General features: G+C 60.7%; 15 protein-coding genes and 1 pseudogene. 11 read left to right on the top strand and 5 right to left on the bottom strand.

Annotated features, from left to right (window positions below; translation table 11 throughout):
• Positions 1–87: 87 nt before the first annotated feature.
• The 3 genes from IB250_RS08830 (at position 88) to IB250_RS08840 (ending at position 3,061) form a co-directional block, all read left to right on the top strand.
• On the top strand, positions 88–981 hold the full coding sequence (locus tag IB250_RS08830; RefSeq protein ID WP_192343825.1) for a LysR family transcriptional regulator ArgP: 894 nt from the start codon (positions 88–90) through the stop codon (positions 979–981).
• A gap of 103 nt (positions 982–1,084) precedes the next feature.
• The gene (locus IB250_RS08835) at positions 1,085–2,077 is read left to right on the top strand and encodes an NAD-dependent epimerase/dehydratase family protein (protein WP_192343826.1); all 993 of its coding nucleotides are present in this window, start codon (positions 1,085–1,087) and stop codon (positions 2,075–2,077) included.
• Positions 2,078–2,194: 117 nt separating this feature from the next.
• Positions 2,195–3,061 carry an ATPase gene (locus IB250_RS08840; RefSeq protein WP_192343827.1) on the top strand — a complete coding sequence of 289 codons (867 nt, stop codon included), beginning with the start codon at positions 2,195–2,197 and terminating at the stop codon, positions 3,059–3,061.
• Positions 3,062–3,275: 214 nt separating this feature from the next.
• Here IB250_RS08840 and IB250_RS08845 read toward each other — a convergent pair whose 3' ends face one another.
• Together IB250_RS08845 and pobA are read right to left on the bottom strand one after the other, a co-directional pair.
• Positions 3,276–4,793, bottom strand: coding sequence for an MDR family MFS transporter (locus IB250_RS08845; protein WP_192343828.1), 1,518 nt, complete (start codon positions 4,791–4,793; stop codon positions 3,276–3,278).
• Positions 4,794–4,871: 78 nt separating this feature from the next.
• On the bottom strand, positions 4,872–6,056 hold the full coding sequence (gene pobA / locus IB250_RS08850; protein ID WP_412548338.1) for a 4-hydroxybenzoate 3-monooxygenase: 1,185 nt from the start codon (positions 6,054–6,056) through the stop codon (positions 4,872–4,874).
• Between the two features lie 188 nt (positions 6,057–6,244).
• On the opposite strand from pobA, the gene IB250_RS08855 reads away from it, so the two are divergent.
• Positions 6,245–7,156 (top strand): helix-turn-helix domain-containing protein, encoded by a 912-nt coding sequence (locus IB250_RS08855; protein ID WP_008069566.1) that lies wholly within the window; start codon positions 6,245–6,247, stop codon positions 7,154–7,156.
• A 304-nt stretch (positions 7,157–7,460) separates the two neighbouring features.
• On the opposite strand, the pseudogene IB250_RS28905 reads toward IB250_RS08855, so the two are convergent.
• Positions 7,461–7,589 (bottom strand): annotated as a pseudogene (locus IB250_RS28905) (metal ABC transporter ATP-binding protein); the annotation flags it as partial.
• Between the two features lie 8 nt (positions 7,590–7,597).
• Positions 7,598–8,503, bottom strand: a complete 906-nt coding sequence (locus IB250_RS08860) for a LysR family transcriptional regulator (RefSeq protein ID WP_225603389.1) — start codon at positions 8,501–8,503, stop codon at positions 7,598–7,600.
• 114 nt (positions 8,504–8,617) lie between these two features.
• Here IB250_RS08860 and IB250_RS08865 point away from each other — a divergent pair, with 114 nt between their 5' ends.
• Both IB250_RS08865 and IB250_RS08870 read left to right on the top strand, forming a co-directional pair.
• Positions 8,618–9,499 carry an MBL fold metallo-hydrolase gene (locus tag IB250_RS08865; RefSeq protein ID WP_063341351.1) on the top strand — a complete coding sequence of 294 codons (882 nt, stop codon included), beginning with the start codon at positions 8,618–8,620 and terminating at the stop codon, positions 9,497–9,499.
• A 159-nt stretch (positions 9,500–9,658) separates the two neighbouring features.
• A complete protein-coding gene (locus tag IB250_RS08870) occupies positions 9,659–10,273 on the top strand; it encodes an NAD(P)-dependent oxidoreductase (RefSeq protein ID WP_192343830.1) in 615 nt (204 codons plus the stop codon).
• Between the two features lie 115 nt (positions 10,274–10,388).
• Here the strand turns inward: IB250_RS08870 and IB250_RS08875 are convergent, their stop codons facing one another.
• Entirely contained in the window at positions 10,389–11,270 is an 882-nt protein-coding gene (locus IB250_RS08875; protein ID WP_192343831.1) for a LysR substrate-binding domain-containing protein, read from the bottom strand.
• Between the two features lie 159 nt (positions 11,271–11,429).
• Here IB250_RS08875 and IB250_RS08880 point away from each other — a divergent pair, with 159 nt between their 5' ends.
• From IB250_RS08880 to IB250_RS08900, 5 genes are all read left to right on the top strand, one after another.
• On the top strand, positions 11,430–13,067 hold the full coding sequence (locus IB250_RS08880) for a 5-guanidino-2-oxopentanoate decarboxylase (protein WP_192343832.1): 1,638 nt from the start codon (positions 11,430–11,432) through the stop codon (positions 13,065–13,067).
• On the top strand, positions 13,064–14,512 hold the full coding sequence (locus tag IB250_RS08885; RefSeq protein WP_192343833.1) for an aldehyde dehydrogenase family protein: 1,449 nt from the start codon (positions 13,064–13,066) through the stop codon (positions 14,510–14,512). The genes IB250_RS08880 and IB250_RS08885 overlap by 4 nt, the downstream gene beginning before the upstream one ends.
• A gap of 218 nt (positions 14,513–14,730) precedes the next feature.
• On the top strand, positions 14,731–15,834 hold the full coding sequence (locus IB250_RS08890; protein ID WP_008010017.1) for an ABC transporter substrate-binding protein: 1,104 nt from the start codon (positions 14,731–14,733) through the stop codon (positions 15,832–15,834).
• Between the two features lie 195 nt (positions 15,835–16,029).
• Entirely contained in the window at positions 16,030–16,938 is a 909-nt protein-coding gene (locus IB250_RS08895) for an ABC transporter permease (RefSeq protein ID WP_008069586.1), read from the top strand.
• Positions 16,935–17,783: an ABC transporter permease gene (locus tag IB250_RS08900; RefSeq protein WP_095632222.1), complete on the top strand. Its 849-nt coding sequence runs from the start codon at positions 16,935–16,937 to the stop codon at positions 17,781–17,783. The genes IB250_RS08895 and IB250_RS08900 overlap by 4 nt, the downstream gene beginning before the upstream one ends.
• Positions 17,784–17,795: the final 12 nt, after the last annotated feature.

Here is a 17,795-nt window from a genome sequence, read left to right on the forward strand (position 1 = left end):
CCTTTCTCAAGAGTTCTTGCTGGCCATTCTCCGGTTGAAGGCTGTATAAGAAAAACCAATAGTCCTGATCGCCCATTAGGAAAACTGATGTTCGACTACAAATTACTTTCCGCGCTCGCCGCCGTCATCGAGCAGGCCGGATTCGAACGCGCCGCGCAGGTATTGGGTTTGTCCCAATCGGCGATCTCCCAGCGGATCAAACTGCTGGAGGCACGGGTTGGCCAACCGGTGCTGGTGCGGGTCACACCCCCGGCGCCGACGGAGATTGGCCGGCGCTTGCTCAACCATGTGCAGCAAGTGCGATTGCTTGAGCGGGATCTACAAATGTTGGTCCCGGCGCTGGACGAAGAAGGCCTGCCGGAACGCCTGCGTATCGCGCTGAATGCCGACAGCCTTGCGACTTGGTGGGCCGAGGCGGTGGGCGACTTTTGTGCGGAACAACATTTGCTGCTCGATTTGGTGGTAGAAGACCAGACCGTCGGCCTTAAACGCATGCGCGCAGGCGAAGTGGCGGGGTGTGTCTGTGCCAGTGAGCGGCCGGTGGCCGGTGCGCGCAGCGTTCTATTGGGGGCTATGCGTTACCGTGCGATGGCGAGCCCGGCGTTCATTGCCCGGCATTTTCCCGAGGGTGTGCGCGCCGAGCAGTTGGCCAAAACCCCGGCCCTGGTGTTTGGCCCGGATGATTTCCTACAGCATCGCTACCTCGCCTCCCTCGGTGTGGACGGCGGTTTCGAACACCATCTATGCCCGTCGTCCGAAGGCTTTCTTCGTCTTACGGAAGCGGGGCTTGGCTGGGGCCTGGTGCCTGAATTGCAGGTGCGCGAGCAACTGGAACGCGGCCAATTGCAGGAGCTTTTACCAGATAAGCCGATCGATGTGCCGCTGTACTGGCATCATTGGCGCAATGGCGGTCAGCTTTTGGGGTTACTCACCGATCAATTGGTGCGCTCGTCGAAGCAATGGCTGGTGCCGTGGGACTGACGGGCAGCGTCAAGACCTCACACCCTACGCCCTACGCCCTACGCAATATGCAAAGCGCAAAACGTAAAACGTAAAACGTAAAACGAAATATTCGGAGCAATTCATGAAAATTCTGGTCACCGGCGCAAGCGGCTTCATTGGCGGGCGCTTTGCGCGTTTCGCCCTGGAGCAGGGCCTGGACGTGCGGGTCAACGGTCGCCGGGCCGAGAGTGTCGAGCATCTGGTGCGCCGTGGCGCCGAGTTCATTCAGGGCGACTTGAGCGACCCGCAACTGGCGCGCGACCTGTGTTCAGACGTCGAAGCCGTGGTCCATTGCGCCGGCGCGGTGGGTTTGTGGGGGCGCTATCAGGACTTTCATCAAGGCAACGTCGAAGTCACCGAAAACGTGGTCGAAGCCTGTCTGAAACAGCGGGTTCGGCGCCTGGTGCACTTGTCGTCACCGTCGATCTATTTCGATGGCCGTGATCATCTGGGGTTGACCGAAGAGCAGGTGCCCAAGCGCTTCAAGCATCCCTACGCCGCGACCAAATACCTGGCCGAGCAAAAAGTCTTCGGCGCGCAGGAATTCGGCCTCGAAACCCTGGCCCTGCGCCCGCGCTTCGTGACGGGCGCCGGCGACATGAGCATTTTCCCGAGATTGCTGAAAATGCAGCGCAAAGGGCGGTTGGCGATTATCGGCAACGGCCTGAACAAGGTCGATTTCACCAGCGTGCAGAACCTTAATGAAGCGTTGCTCAGCAGCTTGCTGGCCAGCGGTTCGGCCCTGGGCAAGGCCTACAACATCAGCAACGGAGCGCCGGTTCCGTTGTGGGATGTGGTCAATTACGTGATGCGCCAAATGGATGTTCCACAGGTGACCCGCTACCGTTCCTACGGTTTGGCCTACAGCCTTGCCGCGCTCAACGAGGGCGTGTGCAAGCTGTGGCCAGGTCGTCCCGAGCCGACGCTATCGCGGCTGGGCATGCAGGTCATGAACAAAAACTTCACCTTGGACATCAGCCGCGCACGGCATTATCTGGACTACGATCCGAAAGTCAGCCTCTGGACCGCCCTCGATGAGTTCTGCAGTTGGTGGAAGGCTCAGGACATTCGCTGACACACAAGGGCAGCCCCTGACTGAACCGAGTTCGGGGTTCAGGGTCAACCGGTGCGGCAGCGGGGGTTATACTTCGCCGCATCAAGCCATCACCGCGTTCCACAAAGGTTGACCCTAATGCCCATGCGTAACGATGCCAACGACGACTTCGACGATGTCCCGAGCCTGCGCGCCAGCAGCCTCGATGACGATGATTTTCCGACCACCGCTCGCACTTCCGTGCATTCGCGCACCACACCGGTGGTCAAGGTCAAAGGCCCGAGCACCGGCCCTCTGTGGGCATTGGTCGGCGCGTTGTTCTTTGCCTTCGCCGGCCTTGCCTGGTGGAGTTTTCAGCAGATCTCTCTGATGGAACAGCAACTGGTGGCGACCCAGGAAAGTTTCGCGCGCATCAGTGAGGAAGCGGCGGGGCGCTTGCAGGACATTTCCGGCAAGGTCGTGGCCAGCCAGTCCAACGTCAACACCGGCAGTGAAGCGTTGAAGCTGCAAATCAAACAGCTCGAAGGCAAACTCCAGGACCAGAGCAAACAGCTGGAAAGCAAGCTTCAGGACCAGAGCAAACAGCAGCAAGGCGTACTCGGCCAGACCTCCGAACTGGACAAGCGCCTGGCGCAAATGACCGCGCAAGCCACCGAACAACAAACCGCCAATGCTCAGTTGCAGGCCCAGGTCAAAACCTTGAGCGGCGAACTGGCCGCGTTGAAGAACGCGTCGGCCGATACCAGCCAAATCGATGCCCAGCTCAAAAGCCTGGGTGCCGACATTACCGCGCTGAAGAGGCAAGGTAACCCAAGCGCCGCCATCGAGCGCCTGGAGCAAGACATGATCGTGCTCAAAAGCCAACAGGACAACCGCCCGGCCGCCGCACAAGGTGGCACCAACACCGCCGAATTCGACGCCTTCCGCGGCCAGGTCACTCGCAACATCAACACCCTGCAGGCGCAGATTCAGAATCTGCAACAGCAGCTGCGCACCCGGCCTTGATTGACTGATGCCGTGATGAGGAATGGGGCTTTTGTGGCGAGGGGGCTTGCCCCCGTTGGGTGGCGCAGCCGCCTTACAGCCCTTGAAGGGTAGACATTGATCGTTCCCACGCTCTGCGTGGGAATGCCTCAAGGGACGCTCCGCGTTCCAATGGGACGCAGAGCGTCCCGGGCTGCATTCCCACGCAGAGCGTGGGAACGATCGGTCGGAGGGGTTAGCGAACTTTGTCCTCCCGCCCCCGCAACACTCTATTGGGCATGGCAATCGCCGCTGCAAGCCCCAGCAATGACACCGCCGCGCTGACTATCAGCAAATGCCGGAAGGTCAGCAGCAGCTCTGCGCGCAAGGCGTCCTGCGCATCCCCCGGCGCGGCGTTCAAACCGTCCAGCAAGACATTCCCCGAACTCCCCTCGGCCATCAGCGACGAGCCGGCCAGGTGCGCAAAATTCGAATCCTGTAACAACGCCAGCAGCAGCGCCGACATTAACGCCACACCCATTGCGCCGCCCAGAGAGCGGAACAGATTGGTGGTGCTGGTGGCGACGCCGATGTCCCGTTGTTCCACCGAGTTTTGCGTGCCCACCAACGATGTGGGGAACTGCATGCCGCTGGCGATACCACTGAGCAACATGAACAGACTGCTCAGCACAAACGCCTGAGGCGCACTGAACGCCATGCCGAGAATCGAGAACGGCATCAGCAGGGCGCCAGTCAGGATCATCGGTTTATAGCGACCGCTCACCGAGGTCTGGCGTCCGGCAAAGTACGCGCCTATCGGCAAACCCATGGCCAGCGGCAACAAGTGCAGCGCGGCGCTGTCAGCCCCGGCGCCGGTGACGCTCTGAAAGCGCAGCGGCGTCAGCACGATCAAGGAAATCGCCTGGAAACTGGTGAAGAAAATCGTGCACCAGCAAAAAATCGCACTGCGGTTGGCAAACAAGTGCATCGGCAGCAACGGTTCCCGCGCCCGCCGTTCATGCCAGACGAACAGCGCCAGCACCACCACCGCACAACCGAGCAAGGCCGATACTTCGGCGCTGCGCCACGAATGGCCTTGGCCGACCTGAGTAATGCCCAGCAACAACGCCGTCAGGCCGATGATCATCAGCAATGTGCCGAAGTAATCGATGATCGGCTTGCGCTGCGGCACGGGCAAACCCACCAGCGTACGGTGGGCCACCCACAAGGCACCCAGGCCCAATGGAAGGTTGATCAGAAATACCCAGCGCCAGGACAGGTATTCGGTCATGTAGCCACCGAGAACCGGGCCGGCCACGCTAGCCACCGCGTACATGCTGCTGAAGTAACCCTGATAGCGACCGCGTTCGCGCGGTGGAACGATGTCGCCGATGATTGCCTGGCTCACCGAAATCATCCCGCCGGCGCCGATGCCCTGAAGAATCCGCGCCAGCACCAGTTGCTCCATGCTCTGCGCCATGCCGCAGAACAACGACGCCAGGGTGAACACCCCCATGCCGAACAGCATCAACTTGCGGCGCCCATACAGGTCGCCGAGTTTGCCGTAGATCGGCACCGCCACGGTCATCGCCACCATGTACCCGGAAATCACCCAGGCCAGCAGGCTGACATCCTTGAACTGCGCGGAGATGGCCGGCATCGATACAGCGACGATGGTCTGGTCCAGCGCGCCCAGAAAAATCGCCAGCATCAGGGCGATCAGCACGCTGCGAATGGCCGGTTTGGGCGTTTCAGGCTGGTTGAGATTGGTCACGGGTAAAACCTGCGGGCAGTAATAGGCCCGCAGCAGGCAAGGCGAGCGGGATGCTCGCCAGTGTAAGTCGGTAGCAGGCTATTCGATAGCCTCGTATGGAAGGCCAACGTAATTTTCGGCGATGGTTTTTCGGCCCGCCTCGGAGTCCACGAAATAGGCCAGCTCCGATTCGCTGATGCGCTGACTGAACGCGTCGTGCTCGTCGAAGCAATGCAACATCGAGGTCATCCACCAGGAAAACCGCTCGGCTTTCCACACCCGCCGCAAGCAAACCTCGGAATACTTCTCCAGCAAATCCACACGGCCTTCGCGGTAAACCTTCAGCAGAATATTGAACAGCGTACTGACATCGCTGGCCGCCAGGTTCAGGCCCTTGGCGCCGGTGGGCGGGACGATGTGGGCGGCGTCACCGACCAGGAACATCCGCCCGTACTGCATCGGTTCGACCACGAAACTGCGCAGCGGCGCGATGCTCTTTTCGATCGACGGACCGGTCACCAGCGTGTCGGCGAGGGCGGCTGGCAGACGGGATTTGAGCTCATCCCAGAAGCGTTGGTCAGACCAATCCTCGACTTTGTCCGGGGCCGGTACCTGGAGGTAGTAACGGGTACGTGTCGGCGAACGCATGCTGCACAACGCAAAACCCCGTTCATGCCGCGCGTAGACCAACTCTTCGTGCACCGGCGGCGTGTCGGCGAGAATCCCCAGCCAGCCGAACGGATAAACCCGCTCGAACACCTTCAGGCTGTCGGCAGGGATCGACTGCCGCGCCACGCCATGAAAACCGTCGCAACCGGCGATGTAGTCACAATCGAGTCGATACGTTTCGCCGTCCTTGTCGAAGGTGACAAAGGGTTCAGCGGTTTTCATGCCGTGGGGGACGACATTGCTGGCTTCGTAGATCGTCTGTGCACCGGCGTCCCGACGAGCGGCCATCAGGTCGCGGGTGACCTCGGTCTGGCCATAGATCGTTACGGTTTTGCCGCCCGTCAGCGCCTGCAAATCGATATGTACCCGGCGCCCGTCGAGGGCCAGTTCGAAGCCTGTATGGACCAGCCCTTCGGCATCCATGCGCTGACCCACTCCGGCCTGACGCAACAGCTCTACCATGCCTTGTTCGAGGACACCGGCGCGGATGCGTCCGAGCACGTAGTCCGGGGTCTGGCGTTCGAGGATCAAGGTGTCGATGCCGGCGTTATGCAGCAATTGGCCGAGTAGCAAGCCAGAGGGGCCGGCACCGATGATCGCGACTTGGGTTTTCAGTGTTTTCATTGTTTTTATGACTCGCAAGCTCCACACGACCAAGGCCGGCGAATGATTTTTATGGATCGAGTACTTGCATTTTTCACTTGCGAGTCTGTCAATTGAAGGGGAAAACTGAGCCGATACCTGTACATTCTGCCAATCGGTGCGATTATCGCCCCGTTACCCTCGAGGCCTGGATTGAAGTGATGAACAAGCCTGACCTGCCATCGATTCCGGTGTTCAAACTCTATGGTGAAAGCCTGGACTGGCCGACCCCTGACTTGTTGCACTGTGAAACCATTTCCAAACGCAGCCGCGAACATCAATGGGAAATCAAACCCCACCGCCATGCCGATTTGTGTCAGTTACTGTTCGTTTTCAAAGGTCAGGCAGAGCTTGAGATCGAAGGCAAACGCTCACAATTGACTGAGCCGGCCATCCTGATTCTGCCGCCGTTATCGGTGCATGGTTATCGGTTTTCCGAGGACGTCGAAGGTTTCGTCGTCACGCTGGCCGCGCCGCTGATCGCCCACCTGCAAGCACAACTGGGCAATTCGGTGAACGCTCTGGCACAGGCCGAAAGCTACCCGGCGGGCAAGGACAGCGAGTACCTCAACAGCCTGTTTTCAGCGCTGCAAAGCGAGTACACCGGCCATCAACCGGCGCGGGAAATGCTCATGCATTCGCTGGTCAGCGTGATTATGGTGTGGATCAGCCGCCAGGTGATTCAGCGCCAAACCGCCACCCAGCGTCCGCAGCGGGCTCGGGAATACCTCAACGGCTTTATTCAGCTGGTGGAAGAAACCTATCGCCAGCACGTCAAGGTCGAGGACCTGGCTCATCGGCTGGGGATTTCCGTGTCCCACCTCAACGGCACGTGCCGTGAACTGGCGGGGCAACCGGCGTTGCAGATCATGCATGAGCGTCAATTGCTGGAAGCCAAGCGCTTGCTGACCTACACCAGCATGACCATTTATGAAATGTCCGACGTGTTGGGGTTTTCCGATCCGACCAACTTCACACGCCTGTTCAGGCGTCGCGTGGGGATTTCGCCCAAAGCCTTTCGCGACCGCTTGAAGGCCGATCAGGACCATGCCGATCAGGACAACGAGGCCTGAAACCCCTTCCTTACCGGAGGGCGTTGAGGGTCGCGTTGTGGGGAATGCAGCGCTCGAAGTTGCAGCTCGCAAAGTCACGGGGCTGTTGTCGCAACTGCTCGACACGCCAGGCGGCTGTGCCATACAGCGCCAGTGTCGCCGCGCAAGTGATGAAAATGGCGAGGTATCTTCTTGTTTTTATGTTCATGGCGTTGACCTCTGAACGAATACCTTTCGGTACTGCTTTGAGCATAGGTCAGCGCGGGTGAGTTGCCAGCAAAGCGGCCCTCGCGTTTAACGCGATATTCAGAACATTGATGCCCCCTTGTGGGAGCGGGCTTGCTCGCGAATGCGGTGTGACATTCAACAATGATGTCGACTGATCCACCGCTTTCGCGAGCAAGCCCGCTCCCACAGGGGGTCTGTGTGTTGAAGGGGAAAGCAATCCCTCCATTGATCCGGTTACAGGCCTAGATCCCATTCAGGTTCTTCGGGAAATCTGAGCACCAAAAAATCCAGCATGCTGCGCAACGCCGCCGGCATGTGTTTGCGTGAGGCATACACCGCATAGATATTCAGCTGCCGGGGCTCGGCCTGGGGCAACAGGCGGATCAGTTCGCCGCTGTGGATATGCACGCCGGCCAGGTAACTGGGCAGCATCACCACGCCAGCTCCGGCCATCGTCGCGCGCAACAGCGTGCTGGCTTCGTTGGCGCTGATGTTGCCCTGTACCGGCACCGAGACGGGCTCGCCGTCCTGTTCGAAATGCCAGAGGCTTTTGCCGAAGTAGGAGTGGGTCAGGCAGTTGTGCAGGCTCAGGTCCTCGACCCGTTGCGGCGTCGGGTGTTCGCGCAGGTAAGCGGGGGAGGCGCAGATCACCGAGCGGCAGACCGTCAGGCGTCGGGCGATCAGGTTCGGGTCCAGGTCGTTGCTGGTGCGAATGGCCAGGTCGATGCGTTCATCCACCAGGTTCACCGTGCGGTCGAGCATTTGCATATCGATGCTGACGCCGGGGTAACGTTTGACGTAAGCCGCCATGGCGTCCGCCAGTTGGGCCTGGCCGAACGAGGTGCTGACGCTGATGCGCAGCGAGCCGCGTGGTGCGTCGTCCGGCTCGCTGACGGCGGCTTGCATGTCGGTGGACAACTCGAGCATCTGCCGGCAGCGCGGCAGGATCTCGCTGCCGGCGGTGGTCAGGCTCAATTTGCGCGTGGTGCGGTGCATCAGGCGCGCGCCGACCCAATCTTCCAGCTCCGCCAGATACCGGGAAACCACCGGCCGTGACAGGTCCAGGTGATCCGCGGCGGCCGATTGGCTGCCCAGGTCCACCACCGTGACGAACACCCGCATTGCTTGTAGACGATCCATGATTTGCCCGCTTTCAGAAACAAACTATGTTCAAGCATCGCATTTTTTGTATCGAACCAGGCAACTAAGCTCTGTCCCATCGCCAAGCACGGCATTCGGACAACGGAGCAACAGATGATCGGCTTCACTTCAATCAAACGCATTCTTCTGGCAACCGCCACGCTCGGCTTCGCGGCCCATGCCGCGGCGGCGTCCACCCTGACGCTGGACGTTTACAACCCAGGCACCAACGCGATCTTCCCGGTGACCTCGGTACTGGTCAGCGGTGAGAAGGAAGCGATTCTGGTGGACGCGCAATTCGGCAAAGCCCAGGCCGAACAAGTGGTGGAAAAAATCCGCGCCAGCGGCAAACAACTGACCACCATCTACATCAGCCACGGTGACCCGGATTACTACTTCGGCCTCGATACCGTGACCCAGGCGTTCCCGAAAGCCAAAGTGCTGGCATCGCAACCGACTGTTGATCACATCAAAAAAACCGTCGACGGCAAACTGGCGTTCTGGGGCCCGAAAATGGGCGCTGACGTGCCGAACAAAACCATCGTGCCGCAGGTGCTCAAGGGCGACAGCCTGATGCTGGAAGGGCAGAAATTGCAGGTGATCGGCCTGGACGGCAAGCAACCGGATCGCAGCTTTGTGTGGATTCCGTCGATCAAGGCTGTGGTGGGTGGCGTGGTCGTCGCCGAAAACATTCACGTGTGGATGGCTGACACCCAGACCCCGCAATCCCATGCCGATTGGCTGACGACGCTGCAGGCGATTGAAGCGCTGAAGCCAAACACCATCGTGCCAGGTCACTACCTCGGTGAGAGCGCTCGCTCTCTGGCGGCGGTGCAGTTCACCGCCGATTACATCAAGGCTTTCGACGAAGAAACCGCCAAGGCAAAAGACGCTGCCGAACTGATCGCCGCGATGAAAAAACGCTACCCGACCCTGGGCGAAGAAAGCTCACTCGAGCTGAGCGCCAAAGTCGCCAAGGGCGAGATGAAGTGGTAATCCGCTGAGATGATCGTTCCCACGCTCTGCGTGGGAATGCAGCCCGGGACGCTCCGCGTCCCACCAAAAGCCGAACGCGGAGCGTCCGTTGAGGCGTTCCCACGCAGAGCGTGGGAACGATCAAAGTACCTGTTCACCCACGCCAACTGGAGAAACGTCATGAGCAACATCGCAATCATCGGTGCCACCGGTCGTGCCGGTAGCCAACTGTTGGAAGAAGCCCTGCGTCGCGGTCACAGCGTCACCGCCATCGCCCGCGACACCTCGAAAATCGCCCCGCGAGCCGGTGTCGTGAGCAAAAATGTCGACGTACTCGACGCTGCTGCATTGCAAGCCGCCGTCACCGGACATGATGCGGTGATCAGCGCTGCGCATTTCTCCACCATTCCCGCCAGCGCTGTCATCGAGCCGGTGAAAAAAGCCGGGGTCAAGCGTTTGCTGGTGGTGGGCGGTGCCGGTTCGCTGTTGCTGCCGGGTGGCACCCGGGTGATCGACAGCGAAGGCTTTCCGCCGGAGTACAAGGCCGAGGCCAGCGCCGGTGCCGAGTTCCTGAATACCCTGCGTAAGGAGCAGGGCCTGGATTGGACCTTCCTGTCGCCGTCGGCAGAGTTTGTCGAAGGTGAGCGCACGGGTACGTTTCGAATCGGCAAGGATGACTTGCTGGTGAGTGCAGAGGGCCGCAGCTGGATTACCTTTGCAGACTTCGCCATTGCGCTGCTCGATGAAGTGCAAACGCTGAAGTATTCCCGCCAGCGGTTTACTGTCGGGTATTGAGTGCCTGATCATTCCCACGCTCTGCGTGGGAATGCCTCAACGGACGCTCTGCGTTCGGCTTTGGAAGGGACGCGGAGCGTCCCGGGCTGCGTTCCCACGCGGAGCGTGGGAACGATCATCGTGCAGATGCCTGCTCCACCAACCACCCCATCAATTCGCGCAACTTCGGCGAAGGCGCCGGTTTCTCGGGGAACACCAGGTAATACGCCAACCCGGTTTTCACCTTCAAGTCAAAGGGCATGACCAGCCGTCCGGCACTCAGGTCATCGCCGATCAACGACCAATCGCCAATCGCCACCCCCGTCCCCTGAGACGCCATCGACATCGCCAGGTCCAGGGTTTCGAAATGCTGCCCCTTGCCGACATTGCTCAGCCGAATATCCGCGGCTTTCAGCCAGGCGTTCCAATCCCGTTCATCGCGGGTGGGGTGCAGCAACAAGTGCTGTTGCAGATCGGCCGGTGTCTGCAAGGCCATCGGCCCTTCAAGCATCGGTCGGGAACACACGGGCGTCAGTTGCTCATCGAACAGATGCTGGGAGGCCAGGGAGTTGTCCGGCGGCGGGCCATACATCACCGCCGCATCGAACTGCTCGCGATGAAAATCCACGCCGTGTTTCACCGTGGTGGTCAATTCCACCGGTACATCCGGGCGCTCCTTTTGCCACTGCAACAGGCGTGGCAACAGCCAGCGCATCACGCAGGTCGGGGCTTTCAGTTGCAGGGTTTCGCGCCTCTCGCCGATCTGCTCCACCGCCTCGTCGATCAGGCCGAAAATCTGCTGCACCCGTGGCAGCCATTCCCGTCCTTCGGCGGTCAGGCTCAAGCCCCGCGCCTGGCGAATGAACAGCTCATAACCCAGATGATCTTCCAGCCCGGCGATCTGCCGGCTCACCGCACCTTGGGTGATGTGCAGTTGTTCGGCGGCCCGGGTGAAGTTGCAGCACTGCGCGGTGATCAGAAAAGTGTGCAGCGCCGGCAGGGGAGGCAATCGTTTCATTGGGATCCAAGGTATGACGTGAGGACATGGCTAGTATGACTTTTTATCCATTGTTGCGGCTACGTGTCGCCCGTTCCAATGAGGCCATCCCTGGACCTGCCAACCCATCATAAACACTGCGCAGGCCCGGCGTCTCAAACGAACAAAAAGGGCAAAGACATGGCGACGTGCGGCGAAGTATTGGTCAAGTTACTCGAAGATTACGGGGTCGAGCAGGTGTTCGGCATTCCCGGGGTTCACACCGTGGAGCTGTATCGCGGGCTGGCCCGTTCGAGCATCAACCACGTCACTCCGCGTCACGAACAGGGCGCCGGCTTCATGGCCGACGGTTATGCGCGCACCAGCGGCAAACCGGGCGTGTGCTTCATTATCACCGGCCCTGGCATGACCAACATCACCACCGCCATGGGCCAGGCTTACGCCGACTCGATCCCGATGCTGGTGATTTCCAGCGTGCAATCGCGCAGCCAATTGGGCGGCGGTCGCGGCAAGCTGCATGAGCTGCCGAACCAAAGCGCACTGGTCGGCGGCGTGGCAGCGTTCTCCCACACCTTGATGTCGGCGGCTGAATTGCCGGGCGTATTGGCCCGCGCCTTCGCGCTGTTCCAGGCTGGCCGTCCGCGCCCGGTACACATCGAAATCCCGTTGGACGTATTGGTCGAAGAGGCCGATGACTTGCTCGCCAGCGTGCCGGTGAACATCGACCGCGCCGGCGCTTCACCCAGCGCGATCAGCCGCATGACCGACTTGCTGGCCGGTGCCAAGCGCCCGTTGATTCTCGCCGGTGGCGGCGCCATCGATGCCGCGGCCGAATTGACCGAACTGGCCGAACTGCTGGACGCGCCAGTGGCCCTGACCATCAATGCCAAGGGCATGCTCGAATCCCGCCACCCGCTGCTGATCGGTTCGACCCAAAGCCTGGTAGCCACTCGCGCGCTGGTCGCTGAGGCCGACGTGGTGCTGGCCATCGGCACCGAACTGGCCGAAACCGATTACGACATCACCTTCGCCGGCGGCTTCGAAATTCCTGGCGTGCTGCTGCGCGTGGACATCGACCCCGACCAGACTGTGCGTAATTACCCGCCGAAAGTCGCGTTGGTGGCCGACTCGCGCAATGCCGCTCAGGCCTTGCTGAGTGCGCTGTCCCACAAGTCACTGGCCGAGCGTCGCAACGATTGGGGCCAGGTGCGTGCCGCGCGTTTGCGCGATGAATTGGCCGCATCCTGGGACGCCCCGACGCTGGCCCAGACTCGCTTCCTGGAAACTGTTTTGCATGAATTGCCGAACGCGGTATTCGTCGGCGATTCGACCCAACCGGTGTACACCGGCAACCTGACCTTCAACCCGGAGCGCCCGCGTCGCTGGTTCAACTCGTCCACCGGTTACGGCACCCTCGGTTACGCCTTGCCAGCAGCGATTGGTGCCTGGCTTGGTGGCCGCGTCGAAGGCGGCGCACGCCCTCCGGTGGTGTGCCTGATCGGCGACGGTGGCCTGCAATTCACCCTGCCGGAATTGGCCAGCGCGGTGGAAGCACGCACCCCGGTGATCGTCCTGCTATGGAATAACCAAGGCTACGAAGAGATCAAGAAATACATGGTCAATCGCGCCATCGAACCGGTGGGCGTGGACATCTACACCCCGGATTTCATTGGAGTGGCCAAGGCCCTGGGCTGTGCGGCCGAGGCGGTCAGCAGTGTTGATGGATTGCGTGATGCGTTGCGCCTTGCCACCGATCGCCAGGGCCCGACCCTGATTGAAATTGATCAGACCCAGTGGATGAAGGCGGTGTCGCAATGAGTTTTCCAACTACTTTGGATGGCCTGTACATCAACGGCCAATGGGCCGCCGGCCACGAACACTTGCGTGTGATCAACCCGGCGACCGAAGCCCTGTTGACCACCGTTAATGGTGGCGATGCACAGGCTGTCGATCAAGCGGTCACAGCCGCGACCCATGCGTTCAAAACATGGTCGAAAACCACCGGCGCCGAGCGCGGGGCGATCCTGCGCAGAATCGCCACGGGCGTGCAGGCCGGTCGCGAGCAGTTGATGAAATTGCAGTCGAGCAACAACGGCAAACCGTTGTTCGAATCGGCCATCGATGTCGACGACGTGATTGCCACCTTCGAGTATTACGCCGAGCTGGCCGAAGGCCTGGACGCGAAGCAAGACAGCGCCGTGGCGTTGCCGAGCGATGATTTCAGCGCCCGTTTGCGCCGCGAACCGTGCGGTGTGGTGGGGCTGATCGTGCCGTGGAATTTCCCCATGGTCACCACCGCCTGGAAACTTGCCCCGGCCCTGGCCGCCGGTTGCTGCGTGGTGCTTAAACCGTCGGAAGTGACGCCGCTGCCGGAGCTGGAACTGGCGACGATCATTGCCGAAGCCGGTCTGCCAAACGGTGTGTTCAATCTGGTCTGCGGCACCGGCCTGGCCGTCGGCGCGCCGCTGTCGGCTGATCCGCGCATCGCCAAGATTTCCTTCACCGGCAGTAACGCGGTGGGCGTGCAAGTGATGCAGCGAGCGGCAGAAACGGTGAAAGGCGTGAGCCTGGAATTGGGCGGCAAATCTTCGCTGCTGGTACTCGCCGATGCCGACATCGAACTGGCCGTGGAAGTGGCCTGTGGCGGTGGTTTCTTCAACGCCGGGCAGATGTGTTCCGCCACCAGCCGCGTGCTGGTTGCCGATGAGCTGGCGGAAGAATTTGTAGCGCGATTGAAGGCGCGCGCCGAAGCCATTCGCGTGGCCGACCCGTTCGACCCGAATGTGGAAATGGGCGCACTGGTCAATCAGGCGCAATACCAACGCGTGCTGGGCCACATCGACCGTGGTTTGAGTGCCGGGGCAAAGCTGATCTGCGGCGGTAATCGCCCGGCGGACCTGCCTCGCGGCTATTTTTTGCAGCCGACCCTTTTCATCGACGTGCCCCTCGACAGTGCGCTGTGGTGCGAAGAGATTTTCGGCCCGGTGATTTGCGTGCGCAGTTTCAACTCTGAAGCCGAGGCCATTGCCCTGGCCAACGACAGCCAGTTTGGCCTGGTGGCCAGCGTGGTCACGCGCGACGCCGAAGCGGCCGATCGGGTCGCCAACGCTTTGCAGGCGGGGCTTGTGTGGATCAACGCGCCGCAAGTGATCTTCCCGCAGACCGCCTGGGGTGGCTACAAACAGAGCAGCATCGGCCGCGAATTGGGGCCGTGGGGTTTGCAGGCTTTCCAGGAAATCAAACACGTGATTCGGGCCGTCTGAAGGCACAAAAAAAGGCCGTGCATGCCTCATCACGAGGCATGCGCCAGCGTCATGGCTTCAATGAGTTTTTATCGATAGTCAGGTGTTTTGCACGACCTCAGGATGAACCCGCAGGTCAAGCTCAAGTCCTTTGAAACCGGGGACTGCAAGCTGATCTGGCCGCGCGGATGCAACGGTTGCGACCAACCTCATACTTAAAAAAACAAAGGGAGTCCTTTATGGGCGAGCACGATCTGAACAGACGTCAATTCATCAAAACCGTGGGCGTGGCGTCCGTGGCTGCGGCGGCCATGAGCATGCCGTTCATCAAGGCCAATGCCAGCGACACACGCTTCCAGGGCAAGACCCTGCGCTTGCTGACCTGGTCCGATGACACCGGCCTTGCGGCACTGCGCAATATCGCCGCGACCTTCGAAGCCAAATACGGCTGCAAGGTCATCGCAGACCGCACCGGCAGCACCTCGGAAATGGTCGCCAAACTCAAGGCCGGCGGTGATCGTCCGCAGTACGACATCATCACGCTGGCCGGTGTTGGCGCCGAAGGTCTGGCCGCCGCCAACCTACTGGAAAAACCCGATCTCAACCGCATCCCCAACCTGATCGACGTGCCGGAGCAATACCGCACCGGCGCCAACGGTCACGGCATCGGCTACCTGCTGTGGTGCAACAGCCTGGTCTACAGCACCCGCACCATCAAAGAAGCGCCGGACAGCTACGCCGCCCTGTGGGACGCGGAGCTGTCACCGAACATCTTCCTGCCGCCGCCGAACTGGACCGAGGCCATGGACCTGATCATCATCGCCGCCAAACTGGCCGGTGGTGACGAACACAACATCGAGCCAGGCTTCAAGAAACTCGCCGAGCTGAAAGACCGCGTCGTGACCCTGGGCGAAAACCCGAACCAGATCGCCGAGCTGTTCCGCACCGGTTCCCTGGACATGGGCGGCCTGTACGCGCCGGCGTTCTTCCCGAAACAGATTCGCGATCCGGCCTACGGTCTGGGCGCCACGTTCGGCATGAAGGAAGGCTTCTACACCGACCTGATGCTGTCGGTGATGCCGAAGAATCGTCCGGGCGATACCGACCTGGCCTACGCCTTCATCAACCACTCTCTGGACCCGCTGGTGCAGGGCAAGATGGCCGAAGACATCTACAACGGCCCGGTCAACGCCAAGGCGATCATCTCCGCCGAAGCGCGCAAGAGCCCGTACATCCTCACGCCGGAGCAGATTGCCGAGAAGGCGATCATGCACGACAACGCCTTCCTGGCCACCGTGCATGACCAATGGATTCGTCGTTACACGGAAATCTTTTCTTCCTGATCGAGTGGCTTACGCAAGCCTTCTGGGACACCACAAATCCAATGTGGGAGCGGGCTTGCTCGCGAATGCGGTGTGACATTCAACATTGATGTCGACTGACACGGCCTCTTCGCGAGCAAGCCCGCTCCCACAGGGTTCAACGTGGTTTCAAGTCTTGTGTTCGCTCAGCTGCTTTCCATTGACGAGACCCTTGCTATGGAACACCAACCTCTGACCCATCCGGTAAGCGCCGCACCCGTGCGCGTCAACCGGGGTGTCTCACCGACGGCGCGCGCCTGGCTTTTTCTCTCGCCGTCGATGCTGTTTCTCGGCGTGCTGATTGCCGCCAGCCTCTTGGTACTGCGCATGAGCGTCGGCACCAAAGGCGCGGAGTGGTCCGGCTTCAGCCTGGCCAGTTACGCCCAATTGCTGGAACCCTATTACCTCAAGTCGTTGCTGCTGACGTTGCGCCTGGCGCTGATCAGCGCGGTGATTGCGGTGCTGCTGGCGATCCCGGTGGCCTACACCATGTCGCGGCTGACCTCACCGTTTGTGCGGCGGATCTTCCTCGCGGCGGTGCTGCTGCCATTGCTGGTCAACCTGCTGCTGCAAAGCTACGGCTGGCTGGTGATTCTCGGCCCCGGCGGCATGCTCAATCAGGCGCTGATGGGCCTGGGCCTGATCAAGCGGCCGATCATGCTGCTGTACAACCAGAACGGCGTGTTGATGGGCCTGGTGCAAACTGCGTTCCCGTTGGCCGTGCTGCCGATTGCCAGCGCCATGCGCGGTGTCGCCCGCACTTACGAAGAAGCTGCCGCCACCCTCGGCGCCAGTCGCTTGCAGGTGTTTCGCCAGGTGGTGTTGCCGATGAGTTTGCCGGGGATCATCACCGGCGCGACGCTGGTGTTTGCCTACAACGCCAGCAGCTTCGTGGTGCCGTTGCTGCTTGGTGGTCGGCGCGTGCCGATGCTGGCGGTGATGGTGCATGACCAGATCGCCCCGCTGATGAACTGGCCCGCCGCCTCTGCCGCCGGTGTGGTGCTGATCGTTACCACCCTGGCGATCATGACCTTGTCCGAATACATCACTGGCCGTCGTCGGCGCATGCTGGAGGCTTCCCAATGAGCACCCTGATCAAGAAGCGCCATTCGCTGCTGCCAGGTGATACCGGCAAGTTTGCCGGCATCCTGTCGGGCTTCATTTTGCTGCTGGCGGTGCTGCCGATTTTGACCATGATCGTCATGTCGTTCAGCGGTGCATCGAACCTCGATTTCCCGCCCAGCAGCTACAGCCTGCAATGGTACAAAGCCGCCTGGAACACCTTCGTGTCGCCGGACGCCAGCGATGTGCTGAGCCTCGGCAAAGCCATGACCACCAGCCTGATGGTGGCCTGCCTGACCATGGTTTTCGCCACGATTATCGCGGTGCCGGCAGCCTATGCCCTGACCCGTTGCGAGTTCCGCGGCAAGGCCGTGGCGCTGCAATTGATGTCGCTGCCACTGGTGTTCCCGATGGTGGTGTTGGGCCTGGCCTTGCTGCTGGTGTTCGACAGCCTGCCGTTCCACATCACCACCTCGCGGCTGGTGATTGCCCACGTGATTCTGGCGCTGCCGTTCGTGGTGAAAAACTGCACCGCGGCGATGCTTTCCATCGGCAGCGAAGTCGAAGAGGCCGCGCAAATGCTCGGCGCTTCACCGACTCGGGCGATTGTCGATGTGGTGGTGCCGCTGATGAAGTCGGGGATTCTGGCGGGCATGTTGCTGGCGTTCATCGTCTCGTTCAACGAATTCACCGTGACCTATTTTCTCTACACCATCGACGTCATGACCGTGCCGATCTGGATGTACAGCCGCACCGTGTCTTCGCTCGACCCTACCGTTTTCTCGTTTGCCGTGCTGATCGTGCTGATCGACTTTGTGCTCATTTGGGCGCTGGAAAAGTTGGTTGGCGAAGGCGGCGTTTCGTTCTGATTCTTGAGGTGC

Origin of the sequence: Pseudomonas sp. PDM09, from assembly GCF_014852305.1 — a bacterium.
Taxonomy (GTDB): Bacteria; Pseudomonadota; Gammaproteobacteria; order Pseudomonadales; family Pseudomonadaceae; genus Aquipseudomonas.

Excerpts from the sequence above, each read along its gene's own strand:
- IB250_RS08840 (WP_192343827.1), top strand. The coding sequence starts at position 2,195 with ATGCCCATGCGTAACGATGCCAACGACGACTTCGACGATGTCCCGAGC.
- IB250_RS08835 (WP_192343826.1), top strand. The coding sequence starts at position 1,085 with ATGAAAATTCTGGTCACCGGCGCAAGCGGCTTCATTGGCGGGCGCTTT.
- IB250_RS08900 (WP_095632222.1), top strand. The coding sequence starts at position 16,935 with ATGAGCACCCTGATCAAGAAGCGCCATTCGCTGCTGCCAGGTGATACC.
- IB250_RS08890 (WP_008010017.1), top strand. The coding sequence starts at position 14,731 with ATGGGCGAGCACGATCTGAACAGACGTCAATTCATCAAAACCGTGGGC.
- IB250_RS08830 (WP_192343825.1), top strand. The coding sequence starts at position 88 with ATGTTCGACTACAAATTACTTTCCGCGCTCGCCGCCGTCATCGAGCAG.
- IB250_RS08870 (WP_192343830.1), top strand. The coding sequence starts at position 9,659 with ATGAGCAACATCGCAATCATCGGTGCCACCGGTCGTGCCGGTAGCCAA.
- IB250_RS08865 (WP_063341351.1), top strand. The coding sequence starts at position 8,618 with ATGATCGGCTTCACTTCAATCAAACGCATTCTTCTGGCAACCGCCACG.
- IB250_RS08875 (WP_192343831.1), bottom strand. The coding sequence starts at position 11,270 with ATGAAACGATTGCCTCCCCTGCCGGCGCTGCACACTTTTCTGATCACC.
- IB250_RS08880 (WP_192343832.1), top strand. The coding sequence starts at position 11,430 with ATGGCGACGTGCGGCGAAGTATTGGTCAAGTTACTCGAAGATTACGGG.
- IB250_RS08895 (WP_008069586.1), top strand. The coding sequence starts at position 16,030 with ATGGAACACCAACCTCTGACCCATCCGGTAAGCGCCGCACCCGTGCGC.
- IB250_RS08885 (WP_192343833.1), top strand. The coding sequence starts at position 13,064 with ATGAGTTTTCCAACTACTTTGGATGGCCTGTACATCAACGGCCAATGG.
- IB250_RS08855 (WP_008069566.1), top strand. The coding sequence starts at position 6,245 with ATGAACAAGCCTGACCTGCCATCGATTCCGGTGTTCAAACTCTATGGT.
- IB250_RS08860 (WP_225603389.1), bottom strand. The coding sequence starts at position 8,503 with ATGGATCGTCTACAAGCAATGCGGGTGTTCGTCACGGTGGTGGACCTG.